Annotated in this window: 12 protein-coding genes, 2 pseudogenes and 1 riboswitch; of the genes and pseudogenes, 7 read left to right on the top strand and 7 right to left on the bottom strand. The window is 36.0% G+C overall.

The genetic code is table 11. The features are described 5' to 3' along the window. Window positions 1–6: 6 nt before the first annotated feature. Window positions 7–477 carry a GreA/GreB family elongation factor gene (locus tag MLE14_RS17155; protein WP_243299639.1) on the bottom strand — a complete coding sequence of 157 codons (471 nt, stop codon included), beginning with the start codon at window positions 475–477 and terminating at the stop codon, window positions 7–9. Between the two features lie 545 nt (window positions 478–1,022). On the opposite strand from MLE14_RS17155, the gene MLE14_RS17150 reads away from it, so the two are divergent. Next, window positions 1,023–2,837 carry a DUF262 domain-containing protein gene (locus tag MLE14_RS17150; RefSeq protein ID WP_243299638.1) on the top strand — a complete coding sequence of 605 codons (1,815 nt, stop codon included), beginning with the start codon at window positions 1,023–1,025 and terminating at the stop codon, window positions 2,835–2,837. A gap of 179 nt (window positions 2,838–3,016) precedes the next feature. Here the strand turns inward: MLE14_RS17150 and aspA are convergent, their stop codons facing one another. Next, the gene (gene aspA, locus MLE14_RS17145) at window positions 3,017–4,441 is read right to left on the bottom strand and encodes an aspartate ammonia-lyase (protein WP_243299637.1); all 1,425 of its coding nucleotides are present in this window, start codon (window positions 4,439–4,441) and stop codon (window positions 3,017–3,019) included. A 702-nt stretch (window positions 4,442–5,143) separates the two neighbouring features. Here aspA and MLE14_RS17140 point away from each other — a divergent pair. Next, window positions 5,144–5,827, top strand: a complete 684-nt coding sequence (locus MLE14_RS17140; protein WP_243299636.1) for a plasmid pRiA4b ORF-3 family protein — start codon at window positions 5,144–5,146, stop codon at window positions 5,825–5,827. Window positions 5,828–5,994: 167 nt separating this feature from the next. Here the strand turns inward: MLE14_RS17140 and MLE14_RS17135 are convergent, their stop codons facing one another. Further along, window positions 5,995–7,233, bottom strand: coding sequence for an ABC transporter permease (locus tag MLE14_RS17135; protein ID WP_243299635.1), 1,239 nt, complete (start codon window positions 7,231–7,233; stop codon window positions 5,995–5,997). Continuing rightward, the gene (locus tag MLE14_RS17130; RefSeq protein ID WP_243299634.1) at window positions 7,226–8,152 is read right to left on the bottom strand and encodes an ABC transporter ATP-binding protein; all 927 of its coding nucleotides are present in this window, start codon (window positions 8,150–8,152) and stop codon (window positions 7,226–7,228) included. The genes MLE14_RS17135 and MLE14_RS17130 overlap by 8 nt, the downstream gene beginning before the upstream one ends. Before the next feature lie 249 nt (window positions 8,153–8,401). Then, a riboswitch (purine riboswitch) is annotated at window positions 8,402–8,501 on the top strand. 91 nt (window positions 8,502–8,592) lie between these two features. Between MLE14_RS17130 and MLE14_RS17125 the strand changes: the two genes are divergently transcribed. Beyond that, on the top strand, window positions 8,593–9,786 hold the full coding sequence (locus MLE14_RS17125; protein ID WP_243299633.1) for an MFS transporter: 1,194 nt from the start codon (window positions 8,593–8,595) through the stop codon (window positions 9,784–9,786). A gap of 444 nt (window positions 9,787–10,230) precedes the next feature. After that, complete coding sequence (locus tag MLE14_RS17120; RefSeq protein WP_243299632.1) at window positions 10,231–11,109, top strand: alpha/beta fold hydrolase; 879 nt, start codon at window positions 10,231–10,233, stop codon at window positions 11,107–11,109. Between the two features lie 1,051 nt (window positions 11,110–12,160). On the opposite strand, the pseudogene MLE14_RS17115 reads toward MLE14_RS17120, so the two are convergent. Both MLE14_RS17115 and MLE14_RS17110 read right to left on the bottom strand, forming a co-directional pair. Next, window positions 12,161–13,057 (bottom strand): annotated as a pseudogene (locus MLE14_RS17115) (BCCT family transporter); the annotation flags it as partial. A gap of 16 nt (window positions 13,058–13,073) precedes the next feature. Then, a complete protein-coding gene (locus MLE14_RS17110) occupies window positions 13,074–13,265 on the bottom strand; it encodes a hypothetical protein (protein ID WP_243299631.1) in 192 nt (63 codons plus the stop codon). 1,048 nt (window positions 13,266–14,313) lie between these two features. Between MLE14_RS17110 and MLE14_RS17105 the strand changes: the two genes are divergently transcribed. Beyond that, window positions 14,314–16,191: an Eco57I restriction-modification methylase domain-containing protein gene (locus MLE14_RS17105; protein WP_243299630.1), complete on the top strand. Its 1,878-nt coding sequence runs from the start codon at window positions 14,314–14,316 to the stop codon at window positions 16,189–16,191. An 11-nt stretch (window positions 16,192–16,202) separates the two neighbouring features. On the opposite strand, the gene MLE14_RS17100 is transcribed toward MLE14_RS17105, so the two are convergent. Beyond that, window positions 16,203–16,700: a hypothetical protein gene (locus tag MLE14_RS17100; RefSeq protein WP_243299629.1), complete on the bottom strand. Its 498-nt coding sequence runs from the start codon at window positions 16,698–16,700 to the stop codon at window positions 16,203–16,205. An 82-nt stretch (window positions 16,701–16,782) separates the two neighbouring features. Here MLE14_RS17100 and MLE14_RS17095 point away from each other — a divergent pair, with 82 nt between their 5' ends. Both MLE14_RS17095 and MLE14_RS17090 read left to right on the top strand, forming a co-directional pair. After that, window positions 16,783–17,682 carry a hypothetical protein gene (locus MLE14_RS17095; protein ID WP_243299628.1) on the top strand — a complete coding sequence of 300 codons (900 nt, stop codon included), beginning with the start codon at window positions 16,783–16,785 and terminating at the stop codon, window positions 17,680–17,682. 129 nt (window positions 17,683–17,811) lie between these two features. Beyond that, window positions 17,812–18,062, top strand: a pseudogene (locus MLE14_RS17090) (transposase); the annotation flags it as partial.

Raw genomic sequence — 18,062 nt, 5'->3', positions numbered from 1 at the left:
TTCAAATCAAGCTTCTTTTGATTTTCTATTTTTCATTTCCAGCAATTCTCCTGAGAATGAAATCTCTCTAATGGTTACTGGAAGCTCACCAGTCGGAACCTTGAGCATTATTTGTTCCCCGATTTTTTTTAATAGCAGCTGCCTGCCTACCGGTGATAAAAAGGAAATAAAGCCGTTATCGGGATCGGATTGGTCCGGAAAACAAATCACATAGTCTTCGGTCTCATCATCATCATCATACATAACCGTAACCTTTGTCCCTATAAAAACCTTAGGAAAAAAAGAAATAATATTATTTTTTTGATTTTGTTTTAATAGCTCCTCCAACTCCAAGACATAGAGGCTAAGAAAGTGTTTCCTTCTTTCATGAACAGGCGTTGAGGAAATATAAAGCTCTGTCAATTCCTTGATGTTTTCATCTATAACGACTAACTGCTCGAGAAAGAACTCCTTATTACGTAATGGATTACGGCTCATAATAGATAGCCTCCTTACTTGGATCAAACACCCTGCAGAACCTCATTAAATTTTTCATATTTGAATTTCCTCCTTAATAAAAAAATGAATCCTCCAAAACATAGAAAAGCCTTAAGTAAAACAAATACCCAAAAGCATTCCTATTCTTGAAAGGAAAAAAGCTTTTCCCCTCAACGTGTTGGAAGATATTAGTATCATCTTATCATATATGAACAAAAAAAGCGCCATATAATAACTCTCACTTAAGATCCTCAACAACATTCCACTGTTGATTGGTAGGTAAAGTCGAGAACAAGTATTGATGTAAAAAGATTATCATTTCAGCTACGATTTTTATTTTGATGTTCTTTATTTCAATGCCACTCTGTGAATCGGTATGGGGCTGAAAAAAAGACCTAAGTTATAAGAACCATGACAGATAGTCAATCTGGCAAACACTAAAGGACAATGCTGAAAAATTCTGTTAATTGTGATATGTTTTTATAAAAAACGTAACTTGACAAAACCCCCAAAAACTATTATCCAAATATACGGAGGTGTTTAATTTGATAAATAATGTTAATAAATATCCAATTTCACAGTTACTTGATCCCGAGTCAAATCTGGTATTTGAGATCCCAAAATACCAGCGTGAATATACCTGGTCATCATCTCAATGGGAAAATTTGTTTGATGACATTACTGATAATGATCATGGATATTTTCTAGGATCAATAATCTGTATTAATACAACGAATGATACCATTAACGAACTAAAGCTGGAAGTTGTTGATGGTCAGCAGCGTCTTACAACATTGAGTATCTTATTAGCAACCTTATACTCCACTTTAAATTTGTACGTTAATGATTTGGATGATGATCAACGCTCAGATTTATTGCAATTAAAGAGGAAACTTATCCTTAAAAAGACTAAGGATAAAATTCGTGTTATCCCTCAAACCCAAAATCATAACCTAGACGATTATAAAGGTCTATTGTCTGATCTCAAAATCATTTCAAATTATCCAAAACCCCCTTTTGCAGGAAATAGACGTATTTTTAAGGCATTCAACTATTTTCAAAAAAGAATAAACAAGTATATAGAAGATTCAGCTGATAAGATGTCTACTCTTTTTGAAATCTTAGAAAAGATAAATTCTGCAGTTATCGTTATGATTGAGGTTTCTAATCATGCTGATGCTTATACACTCTTTGAATCATTGAATAATAGAGGTACTCCATTGACAGCAGTAGACTTAATCAAAAACCTACTACTATCTCGGTTAGATGTAACTGATTCTGGTAACATCGATTATTATTTTGAGAAATGGACACAAATATTAAATTACATTGGTGATGATTACTCTGTTCAGGAAAGATTTTTTAGACATAATTACAATGCTTTCCGGAATGCTTTGAATGAACCATTTAAAAGAGATGATAGATCATACCCACTTGGTGCCATAGCAACAAGATCAAATTTACTCAATATCTATGAAAAGATTATAAAAAATGATCCTCAGGAATTTTTAGAAACAATTCTCAATAATGCAAGTATATATTCAACAATATTGCTTCGTAATCAAGATCAGATGAGTGAATCACTTAAGAATTCTTATTTAGATTTGGAAAGAATTCAAGGTACACCTTCATATTTACTGTTGTTATATTTACTTAAACAATCTGATGATTTATTACTTACTGAAGACCATATCATTAAAATTAACAAATTACTCATCAATTTTTTTGTCCGTAGAAATCTTACTGATATTCCCGCAACCCGGGATTTGACGAGAATCTTCATGTCATTAGTTGAGGAAATTGAGGACAAACATCTGACAGGAGAAGATGTGTACATCAAAATCCGTCAACGATTAATTGAAAGTTCTGCATCTGATAGTACTTTTAAGGAACGTTTAAGTGGTCAGGTTTATATAGATAATTCTGGTGCAACTCGCTTCATCCTTTGTATGATTGCTAAACAAGGTATGACTTTAGAAAATCAAATTGACCTATGGAAATACAATAGGTCTAAGCAGTATGTTTGGACGATTGAGCATATTTTTCCTCAAGGAGAAAACATTCCGGATAGCTGGGTGGATATGATTGCTAATGGTGATAAAGACCTTGCTAAGGAATATCAATCCAAGTATGCACACACTTTTGGGAACCTTACAATTACTGGGTATAATAGCACTTTAAGCAACCGCTCTTTTGAAGAGAAAAAAGAGCGGAAAGACAATAACGGTAATTATGTAGGATATAGGAATGGTCTTAATTTAAATGCAGATGTGGTTACTGAAGAAAAGTGGACTGTTGATATTATTACTAAACGCACTCAAAGAATGGTAGATAAAATTATGACTATGTTCAGTTTATAAATTTTAAATACTTGGAGGAAAATAATTCTTGTTAAGATTATAGCTATTTATCTATCATTAGAATTTATTTTAATACAGAGGGGTTTCAAAAGCAGAAAATTAAGCTTTTCTTTTACATTGACAAAAAATCCTGGCTCGCAGCCAGGATTTTTTTATGAGATATTACTCGGGAAATTTCTTCAATCCCGATCCAACAACGCTTCCCCGGCAATTCCAGGTTTCGTCATCTCATATGGGTCCAGGATTAAATCTAGTTCTTCCTCGGTTAATACATCATATTTTAAGCAGAGGTCTCTGATGGATTCACCCTTTAGAATGGCTTCTCTCGCAATGCGGGATACGACTTCATAGCCTAGGTGAGGGTTAACAGCAGTGAGAAGACCGACACTCTGTTCAACCTTCTTTTCCAATGCATCCTTGTTTGCTGTGATTCCGGATAGACAGTAGTCTGTGAAGGCACGGAACGCATTGTTCATAATGGTAATGGATTGCAGCAAGTTAAAGACAAGCACGGGTTCCATTACATTCAATTCAAATTGACCGGCTTCTGAAGCCAGACAGATTGTGTGGTCATTGCCAATGACTTGGAAGGCTACTTGATTGATCATCTCAGGCATAACCGGATTTACTTTTCCCGGCATGATGGATGAACCAGGCTGGCGAGCAGGCAGATTGATTTCGTTTAAGCCTGCACGCGGTCCAGAAGCCATCAGCCTTAGGTCATTTGCGATTTTTGACATATTGATCATACAGGTTTTTAATGCACTTGATACCTCGACATAGGCATCGGTATTTTGCGTTGCATCAACGAGATTTTCTGCATTCCGTAATGGCAATCCGGTGATTTCAGCCAAATGCTCGACTACTTTTACGATGTATGCAGGATTTGCATTGAGGCCTGTCCCAATAGCGGTTGCCCCCATATTCACCTCTAGCAGACTTTCGATTGTATTTGAAATTCTCTTCATGTCTCTGCCTACTGCTCTGCTATAAGCTCTGAACTCTTGGCCAAGCCGAATAGGCACTGCATCCTGCAGATGGGTTCTGCCCACTTTAATCACATCGTCAAATTCATCGGCTTTCTCTTCAAATACATCATGCATATCCTTCATCGTTTCAATGAGTTGTTGAAGCAAATGAATCGTTGCGATGTGAATCGCTGTAGGAAACGAGTCATTGGTGGACTGCGCCATATTGACAACAGAGTTGGGGCTTAGATGAAAGTAGTCTCCTTTATCCTTCCCCATCAATTCAAGACCTCTATTGGCAATCACTTCATTTGTATTCATATTAATAGAAGTTCCCGCTCCGCCTTGGATAGGATCTACAATAAAATGATCATGCCATTTCCCATCGATAATTTCATCAGCTGCTTGAACCACATATTTTCCTAATCCTTCATAAAGCCTGCCAACATCCATATTGGCTAAGGCAGCAGCCTTTTTAACCATCGCCATCGCGACAATTAAATTCTTGTCGATTTTGTAGCCAGTAATCGGGAAATTTTCTACCGCTCGAAGCGTTTGGATTCCATAATAAGCATCCGCTGGCACTTGTTTCTCACCTAGAAAATCTTTTTCTACTCTAATTTTGTCTGTAATCATTGGTTGTCCTCCCAGGGTATAACCTAACCCCAACATAATTCTGCTCATCACCTATTTTACTAGATATCAAGAATGAAAACACAATCCTTATTTTAATTGAAAGCGTTTTCTGATTTTATCTCTACTAACATATCAAAAACTTCGATTTCTTGGAAAGGTAAAATCATACAAAAAAGTGCTGGCCCTCAGCATGTAAAAAAACGTTAACGTATCGGGAGGCAGGCACAAAGTTCTACTTATTCTTAACGGTAAATTATCGAATTGAAAAATAGATTTTTTGGAAGAAGTATATGTTTGAGGATTGTCCAGAGTAAACATCAAAATGTGGAAAAATGGATTTTCTCCAACCTATTGATTCGTCATTCTATTCAACATAAAACTCATGTCCACCTATTTTCTTAGAAACAAAAGCAATATCTTGTCTAAAACCTTTTTGTTCTTTTTCAATTCTTTCTAATCGTTTATTAAGTCACGAATGTACTGCAACAATGACACTAAGAAAGTGCCGTCTGCAAACATTGCCACGAATAGTGCTGCAACTGATTCCATCGGCATTCCCTCCTTCCACCAAAAGTGGTATCCAGAGGTTTTGAAAAGCGAATGGAGAGTGCATATTTCTCAGTACCATATCACTTACAAGATGGATAAAATAATTTCACAGAGTGCTATACTAGATAGTAGATTTGAGAAAGAGGTGTATTCATGAAAGCCTACCAAATGAAGATTGAAATGATTGATTCTGACCCGCTTATTTGGAGAAGAGTGCAAATGCCAGCCGGTGCTACATTTTATCGGCTCCATGATACGATTCAAATGGTTTTTAATTTCCATGATTACCATCTATTCGAGTTTGATTTATCAAAAGACAATATTAGGGTTACGAACGATGAAGAAGCCTATGAGGAGCATCAATATTTCAAAAAGCATCGTAAGGAAATAGAAGAAAGACTGCTAAATACACCTCCTGATTTTAGGAAATTTGAGGAAAATCGTCTAAAGCAATTAAAAACCATTATTCGCAAACCAACTGGTATTAAAATCGATCCATACATAGAAGCGTACAGTGAGCTTCACTATACCTACGATTTCGGTGATAATTGGCAGATAGTCATTACATTAGAGAAGATTCTGGAGGACTATTACTACGGATATCCAACCCTTGTGGACGGCGAAGGAACTGCACCTCCCGAAGACGTAGGTGGATTTGTTGGGTACAGCCGATTTTTAGAAATTTTTCATAATCCCAACCATCCTGAATACGAAGAGATAAGGGCTTGGGCAAAAGAACAGTATTATCGTGAATATGACCCCGAATTTATAAACAGTCTGCTAAAGTTTGTAAAGTATAAGAAAACAGAATGGGATAAGATTAATCAGGGTGGATAGTCGTCCTGCGCTAAATAAGTTAATTCTTTAGCAAACCTCAAAAACAAGTGCATAGTACCTGGTACGTTGACGTTGATGCATCGGAGTCAGGTACCGAGAACCATCAAAAAAGTGCCTCCTCCCTGCACGTTCAAACTTCAACATGCAGGGAGTCAGGCACCGAAATTCTAGGCACGCAACCATTTCCAAATTTCCTTTGGGGTAGCGTTTTTTCCATACATTAAGATTCCCGTTTTAAAGATTTTACCTGCAAGCTTCATAAACAGCCAAATGCTCACAAGTAAAATAGCAAGTGAAATCATGATTTCTATCCACGGCCAGCTTTCTAATAAAGTGAGACGCAACAATAATACCCCTGGTGCTGTAAAAGGAATATATGAACCCACTTGTGCAAAAAGACCGCTCGGGTCACTCACTACTGGTCCAATGAACATAAAAGGAAGGAATGGAAGCATCATGACCATGCCTTGAAAGTTACCCGCTGATGTCATATCAGCCATTGTGGCTCCGACCCCTACAAAAAGAGCAGAGAACAGTAAGTATCCCAAAATAGCTATGGCCACATATAAAATCAGCTCCGGTACTAATAGGTACTTAAATAGCGGGATTTCTAGTTTCCAAAGTGCGACGGGAATACCAAAACCTAAAAATACAACCGCCTGTACCATTCCCAGTCCAAAATATCCAATGATCTTGCCTTGCATCAATTCCGCAGGTGTCAAAGAGGATAAAATGATTTCTGCAACCTTATCCTTCTTTTCTTGTGAAGCACTTTGGAATATATACATTCCTGAGAACACAATTGATAACAATATGATTCCGGCAAATGCCCCAGGTATCACACGCTTGAAAGGTTCTCCGCCTGACACTGATTCCGCATTTTCTTCGTTTTCTGCTGCTTCATCTAGAGTTTTCTCTTCAAATACAATCCCTTTTGAAACACTAGCCAGCTCTTCATCTGTTAAACCCAATTGCTTCATTTGCAGTATGTTTAAAGGTGCTGCTAACACTTGGATTTGATTCATAAAAAACGGGCTGATGTCCTCGCTCGTATAAACAGAAAATACGCCGCGTTCGAATGAAGATTCGTCAAGGAATATGTATGCGGTATTTTCCAATTCCTCCAGTTCTTTTATCATATCATCTTTACTTTTGTCAGTAGGCTGTATCTCCAAATTCAGTTCTTGAGCTGCAACTGTTTCTTCAAGTGCTGCGATTACTCCAAGATTGTCATGAATGAAGACACGTGTTGCAGGTTCTTCCTCCCCTTCTGAATCCCCAAAAATACTTCCAATCAACATGAATCCCAAAAATAAAAGAGGGGTTAAAAACAAACCGATGAGAAAGGATTTATTTTTCATATTTCGTTTCATTTCCCACTTTGCAACTTTCAACGAGTTACGCATTCGTCTCTGCCCCCTCTTTTAGCATATTTTTATCTGTAGCAATATCAATAAAAATTTCGTGCAGGGATATTCGGTCTATGGACAATTCATGAATCTCCAAGTTTTCCGGCAAATTTTTCACCCACGAAGCCACCTCAACATCCTTCGTTAGATACAAAATAACCGTTTCGTCCTTTTGTTCCACCCGTTGCACGTCTGGCAGCCCTTGAACATCTTCTACTCTATTATTCCCTTTAATCGTGCATTTAAAATTGGCGTATTCCTTTTTGACATTATCCATGGACCCGTAAATAACCTTTTGTCCGCGGTGGATTAAAAACAATCGATCACACATTTCTTCTACTAGGTTCATTTGGTGAGAGGATAATAGAATGGCAGTACCGTTTGCCGCTAAATTCCTGATCTCTTCTTTAAAAAGCTCCTGACTGACCGGATCAAGCCCAGAAAAGGGTTCGTCAAGAATGAGAAACTCTGGCTCATGCAAAATGGAGGCGATAAACTGTACTTTTTGGCCCATTCCTTTAGACAATTCCTCAACAGACGCCTTTTCCTTCCCTTCAAGACCAAATTTCTTCAAATAATATAGGGCCCGTTCCTTTGCTTTCTTTATAGGATAGTCCTTGAGTTCCGCTAAATAAAGAAGAATATCCATTACTTTTACATTTTTATATAGTCCTCGTTCTTCAGGTAAATAACCAATCTTATTGCGCGGGATCTCTGTATTCCCTTGAAATGTGATTTTGCCTTCATCCGGGTACATAATCCCCATAATATTACGTATTGTTGTAGATTTCCCAGCTCCATTTGGTCCAAGAATTGCCATAATTTCTCCCTTATTCACTTCAAAGGAGATACCTTTAAGGACCTGTGCATCTTTAAATGACTTCTTCAAATCATCAACTTTTAAAAACGTTTCCAACTATGATCCTCCTTATTGTCATCAGCATTATGTCTAATTTCCAATTTCATGTCATTCATGGCAAAAAACATGGAATTATATTTTCATGTATTAATACGAAACTATTACTATAAAGTTTCAACTTTTTTCCATTAAGCTCCTTAGATTCTATCATTACAAGTAGCTAACGAGTTGGGGCAGGCACCATAATTAGAGAAATTTTACACTTGAAATATGGAATAAGTCATAGTAAAATTCCAAAAGTGAATCTACTAAACTAAATATCTTTACTGTATAACCTCTTGAATATGGCTGGAGGGTCTCTACCAGGAACCATAAAATCCTGACTACAGAAAATGAGTCCATCGTTTTTTGTAATCAGGATTTTTTGTTTTCCCAAATGACCCTCATAGCCTATTTATTTAATAGTCTCTATATAAAGAAAGGACGAAAAACAGAAGATGAATGCAAAAGTTTTTATATTAGCATTATCCACTGTCGCAGTGGGATTAGTTGAATTAATCGTAGGCGGGATATTGCCGACCATCGCTGCTGACCTTAACATTTCCATCAGTACTGCCGGACAGCTGATCTCGGTGTTCGCGTTGATCTATGCGATTGCAGGGCCAGTTTTGCTCGTGTTAACCAGCAAAATCGAGCGTAAGAAATTATATCTGATTTCCTTGTTCATATTCTTTCTAGGGAATATCATGACCTATTTCAGTCAAACTTTTACCTTCATGATGATTGCAAGGGTGCTGACGGCAGCCAGTACAGCCCTTATCGTTGTACTTTCCTTAACGATTGCTGCCAAAATCACAGCCCCTGCTCATCGCGCAAAGGCCTTGGGTCTGATTTATATGGGTATTAGCTCATCCCTTGTGTTAGGGGTACCCGTTGGAGTCCTGATTTCCGATATATTTGGATGGCGTGTTCTATTCCTGGGGATTGCAGTATTATCCATCGGGTCCATGGCACTGATTTCACTATTTTTAGAGCGCATTCCAGGGGAACAAACAATGCCGCTCTCCAAACAAATCAAAGCAGTGGGCAGCGCGAAAATAGGTAGTGCCCACCTGGCTACCCTATTTATGCTAGCCGGACATTACACCCTTTACGCTTATTTCACGCCATTTTTGGAAAACGATCTTCATTTAAATTCAACCTGGGTGAGTATTTGTTATTTTGTATTTGGCATTGCAGCCGTAGGTGGAGGAGCCTTTGGCGGAACCCTTTCGGATTGGATTGGGGCCCGTAAAAGCATCATCATCGTCATCAGTGCCTTTGCCATTGTACTAGGCTTGCTGCCGCTGGCGACTTCTTCCCTTGTCTTATTTGTTCCGGTGATGATCGTTTGGGCAGCATTAAGCTGGAGTCTTGCGCCAGCTCAACAAAGCTATTTGATTCAAACGGATCCAGCCACGTCCGATATCCAGCAAAGCTTTAATAATTCCGCCCTGCAAATCGGGATTTCGCTTGGCTCCGGAATTGGCGGGATCGTATTAAACCATACTGAATCGGTAACCAATACAGCTTACGTCGGAAGTTTCATTGTCGTGATCTCCTTACTATGTGCTGTCTTTTCTTTGACAAGACCGGACATAACAAGAGAAAGCACGCTTGTTGCTTCCTCTTTCCAGAATTTAGAGACCTGATTACAACATAAAAGTGCCTGTCTCCAGCAAACTATTTCTTTAGCTCGCTTTGATTCAGGCACTTTCGGTCTCTTTACATTCCATTAGTAAACCTCATCGGCTTCCCGCTGATAAAGGTTTTATGTCCTACAAAAAGAATTGAACCCCCGATACAGACCCATTTTTAAATGATCCATAGACAGATAGGAAATATGATATTTTTCTAGCAGTCTTTGTGCAAATAATGTTTTACCTGTACTCCAACCCCACCAATTAAAATTACCATGTATACCGGTTCCTTATTTTTTCTACTTTTAGTTGAACATAATATTCCAATAACATGTTTGGAAGAAAAAGTGTGCAATTGCTCAATATTTTCTTGTGCGAAGTTTCAGTTATACTGTTGGAATATTATGTTAGTATTGGAGTAGAGAGATATTGAGTTAAAAATAGGGAGATGGAAGTGTGGAAAGAAGAGTCGAAGTAGTTTCTATAAATGGTTTAGCAGTTGAATATTCTGTTATAGGAAAAGGTGAACCTGTTCTTGTATTTCACGGAGGACACTCAAATTGTAATGAAGAATTTGGGTATAAAGCTTTAGTGGAGAATGGTTATTGTATCATTACCCCATCAAGAGCTGGGTACGGAAGAACTTCAAAAGAGTTAGGAGAAAGTCTTACAAAGGCTTGTGAGCATTATGTGAAATTGCTAGATGATCTTAACATTGATAAGGTTCACGTGATAGCTATTTCAGCTGGCGGCCCAACAGGAATACGCTTTTCCTCTTTGTTTCCGGAAAAAGTAAAAAGCCTAACCTTAGAAAGTGCGGTTTCAAAGGAATGGTTGACCCCAAAAGATATGGAGTATAAAGCAGCACATATTATCTTTCGGCCATCTGTTGAAGGGGCAACTTGGAAGATGCTAGGTTTTTTTAGCAGTTTATTTTCAAAATTAATGTTTAACATGATGGCTCCGCAGTTTAGTTCCCTTTCGAAACAGGAGCTTAAACAAAATGTTGATGACAGTGATGTTTTGGAATTTAAAAAGATGAATAACCGTCAACGGTCGGGTAATGGTTTTCTGATTGATATCAAACAAACCAAGGAATTGACGGTACAAGATTTAAAATCCATCACGAGTCCTACCCTGATTCTTCATAGTAAAAATGACGGTTTTATTCCGGTAGAGCATCCTAATTTTGCTTTTGAACATATACCAGGTTCTGAAATGAGTTTACTTGATTCATGGGGACATTTAATTTGGATTGGTAAACGATCAAATGAAAGAGATCAGAAACTGATTTCTTTTCTTAAGTTAAATAAAATTGATGTTTCTTTGAGCTAATATTTTTTTAATTACTAACTTGGACCTTACATTTTTGGAGCAGTTTATTACCGGTAATCTTGTACTAAAGGTATTTTTTATTATTGCCGGTAAGTGCTAATTGGTTTTGCTGGTGATTTTGTTTATGAGTTCATTGTTGGTATGGAAGAATGGATTTAAAAAATTGTTCGTAGGAAAGATTCACCCCTTTTTTAATGATTTAGAAAGCAAAAAGATATTACACCGTATAATACCGATTTAAAGTAAGGCTTTGAAGAAATATACTTTAAAGTAATGGGTGCATTTCTTTAAGAAGAAGTGCACTATTTTTATTGTATATAGAATGTGGGGTGTTAGTATGGCGAATGTAATAAATGTGGCATTGCTATCTTCTTTGTGATGGGGATCGGGGTAGGAGTTTATCCTGGTTAAGAATTTTAGAGGAAAAAAGTCATTCCTTTTATATGGGTTGTCTTATAGCCGAGAATATACTCAGAAGAATTTTTGGACAAATGAATTATTCTGGTCATTTTCACGTAAGGGTTTGGCGTATTGAAGTTATCAATGACTATGAATATTTTGATGATAAGTTTTCTGGTAATCTTTATTATCCTCTACTTTACACAGATTTGACGTGGTGCGATCGAAAAAAAGGGTTGTATCGGCAATAAATTTTTTACGATTGGAAACAGATAGATAAGGTTGTTTGGATAACAGGACTTCAAGCTGGGGATTGGTTCGTCTTTATATAGGTAACCATTATGTGGAGTTCGTGATCAAAAAAAGATGATGAAGTACGTACTTTTGTAGAAAAACAAATGGATTCTTGCAAAAGGAAAATAGTCTATTGACAGAACTGGACTCCCCCTTGGACAGGAATGACAAATGGCTGGAATGCACGAGTCACGGGTCCTAATGCACGGCTTCCCTCTTAGTATACAAGGGCCCTCCCTTTATCACTGCTAGAAACGTTAGTGTTCTTGCAATTTAAAAAAAGGCGACCCAAAATAGCGTGGGTCAACCTCATATGAATCATCTACAATAGTTACTTTGCTTCAAATTAGCCCAATCTCTACTCCTGCTTTTGCACAGGCTGTTTGTTACGAGGCTTTGGTTTTAAATATAAGCCGAGTTCTTTTTTCTCTTTGGTTAATGCTTTATACAGCGACAGCATCATCAGAACCATGATAATTGAAAATGGAAATGCAGCGACAATCAGCGCGTTTTGGAGCGCCTGCAGCCCTCCACTATACAAAAGCACTAATGCAATAGTAGACTGTGCAATTCCCCATGTGATTTTGACAGAATTGGCTGGTGTAAGTGATCCGTAAGTAGTTTGCATACCCAGAACAAATGTAGCAGAGTCGGCTGAAGTAATAAAGAAGGTACCGACAAGTGTAATTGCCACAATCGATAAAATCGTTGACCAGGAGGATTCATTAAAAATCGCAAACAAGACTTCTTCAGTTGCCAGCTGCGAGAGATCAGCCACAACGGCCTTCTGAACCTCTATGGCAGATGTACCAAACACAGCAAACCAGAAAAAGCTCACTAATGCAGGCAGCAGTAAGACACCAATCATAAATTCACGGATCGTTCTGCCTCTTGAGACACGGGCGATAAAGATGCCGACAAACGGAGACCATGAAATCCACCATGCCCAATAAAAAATCGTCCAAGCATTAATCCATGATCGATGCTCTTCATTTAAAGGAGCTATCCGGAAACTCATTTGCACAATATTTTGGATATAACCGCCGAGTGAATCAGTGAACATGTTTAGAATTAAAATCGTAGGTCCAGCTATAAACATTAAAACTAATAAAGCAATCGCTAAAAACATGTTGGCGTTACTTAAAATCTTGATACCTTTACCTAATCCTGTCCAAGCAGAGATAATAAATAATATGGTCACGACAACAATAATAATCAGCTGAACGGTGAAATTATTGGGTATCGGGGTGAGGTACCAAACTGGCATTATATTACCGCAATCTACGCCACTGGTTTGCTTGAATCATCTCAATCTCAATTCCCCTATCAAACCGTTTGGCAGCTAATCGGACGGTGATGACTGCCGTGTCTAAGGAAACAAACACCAATCCTACACATCCAAAATATACCCAACGCTGGGATGTTGCTTTCATTTCCACAATGAACGCACAGATATTAAACATAAATCCTAAGAAGCCCCCGACGGAGTCTTAGTTTGTGAAAAAATCACGTATGTGCTGGTAACACGATGAAGGCAAGACCGATCAGCTACACGAATAAATAAACGTACGATAATATAATAAGCACAAGAGATGGAGCAAACGTTAATCGATTTTGCGGATTTGCTGGATTATACTTTGCACTGATTGTCCCGATCCATTTTCCCATTCCACGATGCCAATGGAAGCGGAGCCGTTAACACAAGCCCGTAGATCATATATTGGAACGACCATCCCAACAAGATTCCTAAAATCGTTTTTGAATGATGGAGAGAATCACCCACGATAAGAGCCAACTATTCCATAGCTTGCCGGTGGCGATCTGTACCCCTGTTAACGGTAAAATCCGCAGGAGCCACATCGATTTCTCTTCTCTATCTAGCAACCGCTGCTGCTGACATGGGAATTGAAAATTTGGATAAAAAACAAAAAAGTAATCTGAGACGATCTAGGATAGCTGTTGATTTTTCAACAAGAAAATCAGATTGGCACGGCCGCAGACAATCAAAGATACCGAAAATGACGGAGAAGCCAATGGGCATAATATCCATAAATTCCCGTTAATCTCCTGGATCGTACTCCATTCTTTTAGTCCCACAGACACCGTTATCTTGCTGATAAGAAGATGCAGAAGGTCTTTCTGTTGCTCTCAAGTATTCGATCATTAAAAAGCATCGATAAAATAACTCATAACTGATAAACCATTTTAAATGGTTATGTTTTTTATACTACCATGATCTATGTTTTGTGCTATTGGTTCTAGATTCGTCGAACCTCCCCCTTTTTCTTCAATTAAAATTGCTAACCAAGAATACCCCCTCTTCATTGTTAGTTACATGTGTAATTTTATATTCAAAAATTATTACCACATTTGTTCATATCATGATATAATATCAAAAAAGGAACATGCGTTCTGTTTTGTTATATTTTCTAATTCAAACCCTAACGTTCTTGTATTTATATTTACTCTTCTTTCCTATAAAATAAAGATTATCGAGAATGAGGTGATTATTTGTCTACATTACAAGTTGAAAAAACTAATATGGGTATACAACCAAAGGAGTTATTAATAGAAAGTGAACTAATTAGGATTTATTTAAATCAGTTAGGAATTAATCCTGAAGGGATCAAGAATAACTTTTTGAAAAGTTGTCTTAAAGATCATTGTCCAGAAATCGCAAAGGAATTATTACGAATTAGAAATGTTTGGACTTTAAAAGATATTGAAGATTATTTTTATTCTCTTTTTAATAAAGAAACGACTGAAGAAAATGGAATAATTTATACCCCAAACTATATTGTTGACTTTATCCTTTCGGAAACAGTTGATCATTATAAAGATCCGACAATTTGCGATTTTTCATGCGGTAGTGGAGCATTTTTAATTAGAGCCGTCGAACGGTTATTTAATAGAGATAACTCCAAAAATATAGTTGAAATAATAGAGAAAAACATTTTTGGAATGGATTTGTTAGAGGAAAATGTGAGAAGGTCAAAAATCTTATTAACACTACTTGCATATAGAGAATATATAGATACAGAGCAAATTCAATTGAATATTGTTTGCTATGATAGCACCGAAAAAGATGCTCTAAAGAAGTTTCAGAATGAAAAAGTTATTAATGGTTTCGATTGTATTGTAGGAAATCCACCATATATTAAAATACAGGATTTAAAAATTGAGGCTAGAAATAAACTCAAAGCAAATTATAAAACAACAACATCTGGTAGTATTAATATCTATTTCGCATTCATCGAACTAGGAGTAAATTATTTAAAACAAGAGGGAACTTTAAGCTATATAGTACCTAATTACTTCCTTAAAATGAAATCTGCACAGCCTCTTAGAGAGCTTCTAATCAAGCAAAAGTTGATTAAGAAAGTTATTGACTTTAAAGACTGTCGTCTGTTTCCTAATGCACAAACTTATTCATCAATTATTACACTTGATAAAAGTTATAAAGAAAAATTATCTTATAATATAGTTAGAAATTTAAAAGGTGAAAACTTAACTGATATAAATGAATCATTAAAAGACTTATATTACAGTGAAATAAATTCAGAAACGATTAACTTATTAAATGAAGTAGAAAAACGAAATATATATAAGATAGAAAATGCTGGATTAAATTTAAAAATAAGTACGGGAATAGCTACTCAAAAAGATGGCATATATATGATAGGACTTAGCAATAACGATTCAATAGATGAAAAAAGTGATTTCTATACTAAATATTACAATGGAAAAGAATATAAAATTGAAAAAGAAATTACAGTTCCTTTAATTAAGGGTGGCACAAATATTGACCATAATACTGGGGGTGTAAAGAAAAAGGTTCAAATAATTTATCCTTATTATAAAGACAGCAATGGCAGTATAAAAGTTATCCCTGAAAATACCTTAAAAGAAAAATACCCATTGGCCTATTTTTATTTACAGGCTACTCGAGAAGAACTTAACACTCGAAACGGTGGTAATCCAAGTGTCTCTATATGGTACGAATATGGGAGAAGTCAAGCTCTTGATAGCTTTGGGGCTAAAATAATATCACCGACAAATTCTGATAAACCAAAGTTTACATTGTTTGAAGAACAAGCTTTATTTAACAATGGGTATGCAATTTATGGAATATCATCTGATAGTATATTCCACGCTACTCTTCCTAGTTTAAAAGTTTTAGTAAAAATATTAAATTCAACAATTATGGATTATTATATTAAATTAACTAGTTACATGATTAGTGGAGGTTATTACTGTTACCAAAAGAAATACATTAAAAATTTTTCTATACCACCATTGAGCGAACAAGAAATAGACTATGTTGAATCTTGCAATGACCCTAAAGAACTTGATAACTTTTTAATAAAAAAATACGGACTTGAACTTTAGGAGCAGTTTTATTACTGCTCTTTTTTTTGTGAACTATTAATAATTTGTATATAGTCTTTTTCACTAATAGCCTTCATTGACTGTCTAAAAAATAGACCCCAATACTTTTTGTTATTTATAAAATCAAGATCGTTTATTATTGTATTTATTGAAACAGGTGGTACAAAAGTTCTAACATCTTTTATAGGAATCGCAAATCTAAAAAAGTCATAAAATTTATTATCTAACCCTATAACCTCTTCTATATTCCTTGATTCACCATCCAAAGTAAATGAAGCCACAAAAAATTTCCTATGATTCCCTGCCATGTACAATAACACTTTATCATATCGTTTAAGCTTTTTTACTCTGCTACTAATCGGGTATTTATCATTAAACAACCAATACTTCTTATCTAACAATTTTTCCACAATTTCTTCGCAACTCATCATAATTTTTAAATCATTTTTTAAATCATTAACTACAAAAATATAATACATAATTATCTCCTTTAATCTACTTTTCTTCATTTTACCATACACCAAATTTTTTTTGACAATATATGTTTATACTTATAAGATAGTAATTGATTAGTAAAATGGGGGGAAGAATGTGATTTATAATGCAAAGAATTACTTATTAGATATAAATACTGCCTTAGTAAATATGAAAAATGATCTAGAAACATCCATTACAACCGCAACCGTAAAAGGATCACCTGTTAATACAAAGGGACAGCCATACGGTAATGGACAAAAGGCTAAAGAAGCATTAATTAGATCTCAAGGATTAATAAATCATTTACATGAATTAGTTAAATCCGAGCTCATTAGGGCACATATCGATCCATCGAAAATATTTCCTCCTCTGGGGCAAAGTAAACCTGAATTAAAAATTACTGGATTACTAAAGCAAAAAGATCAGGATATTTGTGTTAAACCAACAAATATTAAACCCGTTAAAGAAAAAATTAGTTGGGGTCCTTTACTACATGAAAATGTTACATGTTATTTAGGTAAGGAACTTACTGAACAAACATTAGTAATTAATATCAGAAGCCAAATGAGTAGCCTTGCAAAGAATGCTGATACTTTATTTGAAAGGACTTTCGCAGAAGCTCTAAACCTCCATAATTTAAACCCAAACCTTTGCCTTGGTGAAGTATATATGATACCTGTAAGAGAGTATGATGATGCCGCCATGGTTAATAATGAAGTAAAGTTTAAAAAGAACGTTACTAATATAGCAAAATATATTAGTTTTTTTGACTTTATTAATGGTAGAAAAGACCCCACAAAAGAACATCATAAGTATGAACGATGTGCACTCTTGATCGTAGATTTTAGTACGAAGGTACCGAAATTATACAATACAACTGATGAATTAAAAAAAGATAATTTGGTACCTAACGACTTTCCTATTGAACTTGAAAAAATCTCTATCAACAAATTTGTAGATGATTTACTTAAAGTTTATAATCAGCGGTTTAATAATTTTGATATTTATTTATAGTGAATTTTAAAAAGCAACTACATTTGAGGAAGAGGGAGTGTAGTATAAACTGTGTAAGTAAGGAATACGTACGGTTCCTTACTCACACAGTTTTTTATTTGATAGAATAATAAGTATAAAGCTAAAGGAGTGTTTTCAATGGGGAAATTGAAAAGAGATCCGAACTCCGTAGAATTAGCTAACAAGATTATCGAACAGTACCAACCTAAATCAGTAGAAGATATGCAAGAAGCATAAAAAGACATATTTGGTCCTATGTTTGCAGTCGATGCTTAAAGGTGAAATGAACCATCATTTGGGCTATGAATCAAACGACAAGGGAGAAAAAGAAACAAGCAATAGAAGAAATGGATATGGCAAAAAGTTCGTGAAAACGACGG

The organism is Bacillus litorisediminis (assembly GCF_022808645.1).
Taxonomy (GTDB): Bacteria; Bacillota; Bacilli; order Bacillales; family JC228; genus Bacillus_BF; species Bacillus_BF litorisediminis.
Note: the sequence above shows the minus strand (reverse complement) of the source record. Positions and strands in the feature narration are given on the sequence as shown.